Here is a 3,869-nt window from a genome sequence, read left to right as displayed (position 1 = left end):
TGGCCGCCCATACCCGATAGCGTGCTGGCGATCTGGCGGGCGGTGGCCGGGGTGGACCGGCTACCCGAATGCTGCCTGATCAACTTTTACGGCGAAGGCGCGCGAATGGGGCTGCATCAGGACCGCGACGAAGCCGATTTCGGCTGTCCGGTCGTGTCGGTCAGCCTGGGGGATGACGGGCTATTTCGCATCGGCAACCAGACCCGTGGCGGCGGCACCCAAAGCGTCTGGCTGCGCTCGGGGGATGTGATGGTGATGGGCGGGCCTGCGCGGTTGACCTATCACGGGGTGGACCGGATCGCCTATGGCACATCGCCACTGATGCCAAGCGGCGGGCGCATCAATCTGACACTGCGGGTTGTAACCGGCCGCGCGTCTACCGCCCCGCCCCCCAACTGACAGAGGCATGTTGACGGGTATAAAATTCGCCCATCAGGCCAATCATCAGCAAGACGAGCCCCAGGATCAGCGGGTAGCTCCAGGATGAGTAATGCGGATTGTAATTGATGAACGTGTAGCCGCGCGCCTGGTCAATAGTGTGAAACAGCGGATTCCAGCTAAACAAGACCAGCATCTTGTGCGGCAACATATTGGCCAGAAACATCTTGCCCGACGCAATCATGTTGACGCGCATATACACCATTGTCACGACACCGAAAAAATCTGGTGCCCAGGGTTTGGCGGCCATGATGATCATGCCGATCGCAACCCCGGTAAACCATGCCAGCAGCACCATGGCCATTGCACCAACGGGGTCGTAAATCTCAATCGGGGTAAAGGCGACGTGATAGATATAGATCACCACCACCATCGACAAAACCTGAATATAAAGCGCCCCCAAGGCCGCTGCGCTGATCGACACAGCCGTGCTCATCGGTGAGTGTTTCATCATCTGCGATGTCGCCCCCTCAGACCCGGCCACCGCGCCCACCGCCTTGGTGTGGGTCATGAACAAAAAGATCCCGCTCATCACATAAAGCAGAAAATCGCCCCTCACTGCGGTACTACGCAGCCCCAGAACGTTGAACATCACATAAAAGGTCACCACCAGAACAACCGTCTGGACCATGTTCATCAACAGCCCGACAATCGCGTTGCCATGGGTTTTGCGGATGGAGCGGACAGTGCTATGGTAAATCAGTTCCAACAGGCTGAAGGTCGAGCCCAAGGTACTGTTGGTGCGTTTCGCCTTGAACATCTGGACCGTTTCCTGAGAATGGCAGTGCCTTGGCGCGATTATCGCCCCGATAACTTGCTGTTCCGTTTACGGCAGATCATAAGGTGGAAACGCCGGTGGATCAATCGTTCCGCTGCATGGCCGCCCAGGAGAAGAAAAATGGATCTTGATCGCCTTGTTACTGTCATGCGCCGCCTCGCGCTGGAGGCTGGCGACCTGATCATGGAAATCTACAACTCGGCCGATTTCGAGGTGCGAACAAAGTCTGACGACAGCCCCGTAACGGCCGCCGATGAGGCCGCCGATGCGCTGATCTCGGCGGGGCTGGCCGAAGCCTTTCCGCAAACCGTACTGGTCACCGAGGAACAGGCCGCCAGCCACGGGCAGACCGCCAGCACCTTCCTGATTGTCGATCCTTTGGACGGCACCAAGGAATTCGTGCAGCGGCGTGGCGATTTCACGGTGAACATCGCCTATGTCGAAAACGGTGTTCCACTGCGCGGCGTGGTTTATGCCCCCGCCAGGGGCCGGCTGTTCTACACGCTGGCAGATGGCCGCGCGGTCGAGGAACTGGGTGTCTTTGACAAGGACCAGATCGGTGAACAAAAACCGATCTCGGTTTCCGTGCCCGACAATCGCGCGCTGATGGTGGTCGCGTCAAAATCGCACCGCGATGCCGCGACCGATGCCTATATTGACCAGTATGCCGTGCGCGACATGACCAGCGCCGGGTCAAGCCTGAAATTCTGTCTTGTCGCCTCGGGCGAGGCTGATCTTTACCCCCGCCTTGGCCGCACGATGGAATGGGACACCGCCGCGGGCGATGCGGTCTTGCGCGGCGCGGGTGGTCAAATGGTGCGCTTTGACGACCATACCCCGTTTACCTATGGCAAACCCGATTTTGCCAATCCGTTCTTCATTGCCTATGCTCCGGGCGTTTTGTTGGTGAAATAATGTCAGTCCTGATCGTCATCCCTGCCCGCTATGCCTCGACCCGCTACCCGGCCAAACCTCTGGTGTCGCTGACCGGGGTGACAGGCGTTGCAAAAACCCTGATCCGCCGCAGTTGGGATGCGGCCATGGCGGTAAGGGGGGCCACGCGCGTTGTGGTCGCCACCGACGATGACCGTATCCGTTGTGAGGCCGAAGACTTTGACGCCGAAGTGGTGATGACCTCGGCGGACTGCCAGAACGGCACTGAACGCTGCGCCGACGCTTATGCGAGGCTGGCCTATGACTATGATATCGTTGTCAATCTGCAAGGCGATGCGCCCTTGACGCCGGCGTGGTTCGTCGAAGATCTTATCGCCGGACTGCGCGCCAACCCCGACGCCGAATTGGCCACCCCGGTCTTGCGCTGCGAAGGTGCGATGCTGGCCAGTTTGCGCGACGACCGCCAGCATGGGCGCGTTGGCGGCACAACGGCGGTGTTTGGCGTGGGTAACCGGGCGCTATACTTCTCAAAAGAGGTGATCCCCTACACCGGTGGTTCCTACGGCGCAGACCAGCCGACGCCGGTGTTTCACCATGTCGGCGTTTACGCCTACCGCCCGCAGACATTGGCCGACTACCCCACATGGCCCATCGGCCCCCTGGAAACGCTGGAGGGGTTGGAGCAGCTGCGCTTTCTTGAAAACGGCCGCACCGTTCTTTGCGTCGAGGTCGAGGCCCGTGGCCGCCAGTTTTGGGAACTGAACAACCCCGCCGATGTCCCCCGCATCGAGGAAATGATGGCAGCCATGGGGGTTGAATGACCCAAGCCGCGGCGCTGCGGACAAGCCTGATCATCGTTTCGCGGCACCGGCCTGCGGCCTTGGCGCGCTGCCTTGCGGCAGTGGCGCAGCTTGACCATGCGGCGTTTGAGGTGATTGTCGTGGCCGACCCGGCGGCACTGGTGCATGTGCCGTCCACAGCCAAAGCCGCAGCCTTCGATCTGCCCAACATATCCGCCGCCCGCAATGCCGGCCTCGCACTGGCGGCAGGCGAGGTGGTGGCGTTTTTGGATGACGACGCGGTGCCCGAACCCAGTTGGCTGCGCCGCCTGACCGCGCCTTTCGTCAACCCCGATGTGGTGGCAGCAGGCGGTTTTGTGCGCGCACGCAACGGCATCTCATTTCAGTGGAAAGCCAGCGTGGCCAATGCCCTGGGCGAAGCCTTTCCGCTGGACGTGGATCAATCCGCCCCCAGCCTGCACCCCGCCCGGCCCGGCATGGCGATCCGCACCGAGGGCACCAATTGCGCCTTTCGCCTTGGCGCCTTGGCGGCGATCGGCGGCTTTGACCCGGCCTTCCGCTTTTATCTGGACGAAACCGACGTGAATATGCGGTTGGCGCGCAACGGGCACCTGACGGCCATCGTGCCCATGGCGCAGGTGCATCACGGGTTTGCCGCCAGCGCCCGGCGCCACGCTGACCGCGCCCCCAAAACGCTGTTCGACATTGGTGCCTCATCTGCGGTGTTCTGGCGCAAACACGCCGATCCGGGCGCCGAGCCCGCCGCCCGTGCCCGGCTGATTGCGGCACAGCATAGCCGGCTGATCCGCCATATGGTCAGCGGCACGCTGGAGCCCCGCGACGTGGTCCGCCTGATCGCCACGCTAGAGGCCGGGCTGATGGAGGGGGCCAACCTGCCGCTGGGCCACCTGCCGCCGCTGCGCCTTGATCCGCCACCGTTCTTGCTATTTCCAACCGAT

At 61.7% G+C, this 3,869-nt stretch carries 5 protein-coding genes; 4 read left to right on the top strand and 1 reads right to left on the bottom strand.

Translation table 11 applies throughout. The annotated features are described in order from the left end of the window. Positions 1-399 (top strand): alpha-ketoglutarate-dependent dioxygenase AlkB family protein (locus ACM62R_RS08195; RefSeq protein WP_415183570.1); only part of this gene is annotated, 399 nt, incomplete at its 5' end. On the opposite strand, the gene ACM62R_RS08190 is transcribed toward ACM62R_RS08195, so the two are convergent. After that, positions 377-1,198 carry an ABC transporter permease gene (locus tag ACM62R_RS08190; RefSeq protein WP_415183569.1) on the bottom strand — a complete coding sequence of 274 codons (822 nt, stop codon included), beginning with the start codon at positions 1,196-1,198 and terminating at the stop codon, positions 377-379. The genes ACM62R_RS08195 and ACM62R_RS08190 overlap by 23 nt on opposite strands. A 138-nt stretch (positions 1,199-1,336) precedes the next feature. Here ACM62R_RS08190 and cysQ point away from each other — a divergent pair, with 138 nt between their 5' ends. From cysQ to ACM62R_RS08175, 3 genes are all read left to right on the top strand, one after another. After that, on the top strand, positions 1,337-2,131 hold the full coding sequence (cysQ, locus tag ACM62R_RS08185) for a 3'(2'),5'-bisphosphate nucleotidase CysQ (RefSeq protein ID WP_415183568.1): 795 nt from the start codon (positions 1,337-1,339) through the stop codon (positions 2,129-2,131). Next, complete coding sequence (locus ACM62R_RS08180; protein ID WP_415183567.1) at positions 2,131-2,931, top strand: 3-deoxy-manno-octulosonate cytidylyltransferase; 801 nt, start codon at positions 2,131-2,133, stop codon at positions 2,929-2,931. The genes cysQ and ACM62R_RS08180 overlap by 1 nt, the downstream gene beginning before the upstream one ends. Beyond that, on the top strand, positions 2,928-3,869 hold a 942-nt coding region (locus ACM62R_RS08175; protein ID WP_415183566.1), incomplete at its 3' end, for a glycosyltransferase family 2 protein. The genes ACM62R_RS08180 and ACM62R_RS08175, both read left to right, overlap by 4 nt.

The organism is Phaeovulum sp., from assembly GCF_047638075.1.
Lineage (GTDB): Bacteria > Pseudomonadota > Alphaproteobacteria > Rhodobacterales > Rhodobacteraceae > UBA6197.
Note: the sequence above shows the minus strand (reverse complement) of the source record. Positions and strands in the feature narration are given on the sequence as shown.

Bases quoted from the DNA above. Each gene is read 5' to 3' on its own strand.
- ACM62R_RS08190 (WP_415183569.1), bottom strand. From the start codon at position 1,198: ATGTTCAAGGCGAAACGCACCAACAGTACCTTGGGCTCGACCTTCAGC.
- cysQ (WP_415183568.1), top strand. From the start codon at position 1,337: ATGGATCTTGATCGCCTTGTTACTGTCATGCGCCGCCTCGCGCTGGAG.
- ACM62R_RS08180 (WP_415183567.1), top strand. From the start codon at position 2,131: ATGTCAGTCCTGATCGTCATCCCTGCCCGCTATGCCTCGACCCGCTAC.